The organism is Gordonibacter pamelaeae 7-10-1-b, from assembly GCF_000210055.1.
Taxonomy (GTDB): Bacteria; Actinomycetota; Coriobacteriia; order Coriobacteriales; family Eggerthellaceae; genus Gordonibacter; species Gordonibacter pamelaeae.
Window position 1 is genome coordinate 3,238,027 of sequence record NC_021021.1, and the last position, 1,582, is coordinate 3,239,608.

Consider the following 1,582-nt stretch of genomic DNA (forward strand, 5'->3'; position numbering starts at 1 on the left):
CTGGTAGCACACCGACTTTCCCGCGCCCGTGGGCATGACCGCGAGCGCGTCGCGGCCGGCAAGGATCGCCTCCACCACGCCCTGCTGCCCCGGACGGAACTCCTCGTAGCCGAAATGCTCCCGCAGTGCCGCTTTCGCAGCCGACTCCCCAACCATGGGCCCTTCCCTCTCCGGGCGCTCGCGCCCTCGCTCGTCACGCCATCATACCGCAAACGGCCGAAAAGACGGGCTTGCGCCGGGCGTTGCGGTGTGTATAATGCAGGGTGTCAGCGGTGCCCGCGGGGTTGGAAGTCCGGGCGGGTGACGCGGGACTTGGTTAGGCGGTCAGAGTGCTAGCTCGACCGCCTTTTTGGTGCTCGTTTCGCCTTGCCCCTCGCTTTCCGTTTTCGCTGCGACCAGTCGTAGGCTGCCAGAAGAAATGACAAGATGGAACAGAGTCCTGCGATCAGGTTGAAACTATCCATAGGGTCCTCCTTATCTCTAAGGCGTCACCCGCTGGAAGCGGACACCGCTGTCGCGAGGCATTCTAGCACGTTCCGCACTGGTTTCACATGGTGAAGCGTCTTCAATTTTTGCTGTTTGATCAGGCGGTATCTCGTTTAGAATTTGAGCCGGCAATCTGCTTGATCCCTGCAAGATCCCCACGGTTGCCGCGCAAGATTCGAACGGCATTTCGACGGTTGGCGAGCGGGACCTGACACGGCCCGAGCCGCTTCCCTCCATCGCCTACGCATCCGCTACACTGTCCGTAGCGGGGAACAAGGCAATCGCGCGCAAAAAAGTATGCCGGTTTCCCGACATTTCCGCCCCTGCGATCGTGTTAGGGGCAGAAAGGGAGAACCTGCCGAAGAACGACGACATAGCCGCGGTGTTCCGCCGCCATGCGAAGACGGTCTACCGCCTGTGCTATACCTATCTCGGCAACGCGGCCGATGCGGAGGATGCGGTGCAGACCGTGTTCGCGAAGCTGCTCGGCAAGCCGCGGCGCTTCAACGATGCCGAGCACGAGAAGGCGTGGCTCATCGTGTGCGCCCAGAACCACTGCCGCGACGTGCTGAAGAGCGCGGCGCGCCGATGCGCCGCGGAGCTGCCGGACGACGTGCCCGACGACCGGACGGCCGTCGGCGGCGACGAGACGCTCGAGGCGGTGCTCGCCCTTCCCCCTAAGTACAAGACGTGCGTGTACCTGTACTACTACGAAGGGTACCGCACCGCCGACATCGCGCTCATCACCGGCACGCCCGCCTCGACGGTGCGCAGCCACTTGAGCGAGGCCCGCGCGCTGCTTAAGACCATGTTGGGAGGTGAGCGCCGTGAACGACCGTGACCGCAAGGACCTTTTCACCGTCGAGGACCCCTTCGAGGACGAGCAGGCCCCCGCGCCGGCTATCGCCGCGGATGCGCCCGGCGCACGCCAGGCGGCGGAAGCCCCCTTCTGCGAACCGGGGCTCGACGCGGTTATCGCAAGCGCCTTCGACCGCATGGGACCGTCCGCCGCAGCCGAGGAGCGCATGCTCGCCGCCCTGATCGCAACCTGCGGCGACGGCGCAGCTGCAGCCGATCTGGCACGGCGCGGCCCGGT

3 protein-coding genes are annotated in these 1,582 nt (G+C 65.1%); 2 read left to right on the plus strand and 1 reads right to left on the minus strand.

Translation table 11 applies throughout. The annotated features are described in order from the left end of the window. Window positions 1-332: 332 nt before the first annotated feature. The gene (locus GPA_RS20450) at window positions 333-464 is read right to left on the minus strand and encodes a hypothetical protein (protein ID WP_269446293.1); all 132 of its coding nucleotides are present in this window, start codon (window positions 462-464) and stop codon (window positions 333-335) included. A gap of 353 nt (window positions 465-817) precedes the next feature. On the opposite strand from GPA_RS20450, the gene GPA_RS14880 reads away from it, so the two are divergent. After that, window positions 818-1,327, plus strand: a complete 510-nt coding sequence (locus tag GPA_RS14880) for an RNA polymerase sigma factor (RefSeq protein WP_227155042.1) — start codon at window positions 818-820, stop codon at window positions 1,325-1,327. Then, window positions 1,314-1,582, plus strand: a 269-nt coding sequence (locus tag GPA_RS19575) for a hypothetical protein (protein ID WP_041239742.1), incomplete at its 3' end; no start/stop codon positions are given. The genes GPA_RS14880 and GPA_RS19575, both read left to right, overlap by 14 nt.

What these genes read in the sequence shown, in the direction of transcription:
- GPA_RS20450 (WP_269446293.1), bottom strand. Translation starts at nt 464, where the DNA reads ATGGATAGTTTCAACCTGATCGCAGGACTCTGTTCCATCTTGTCATTT.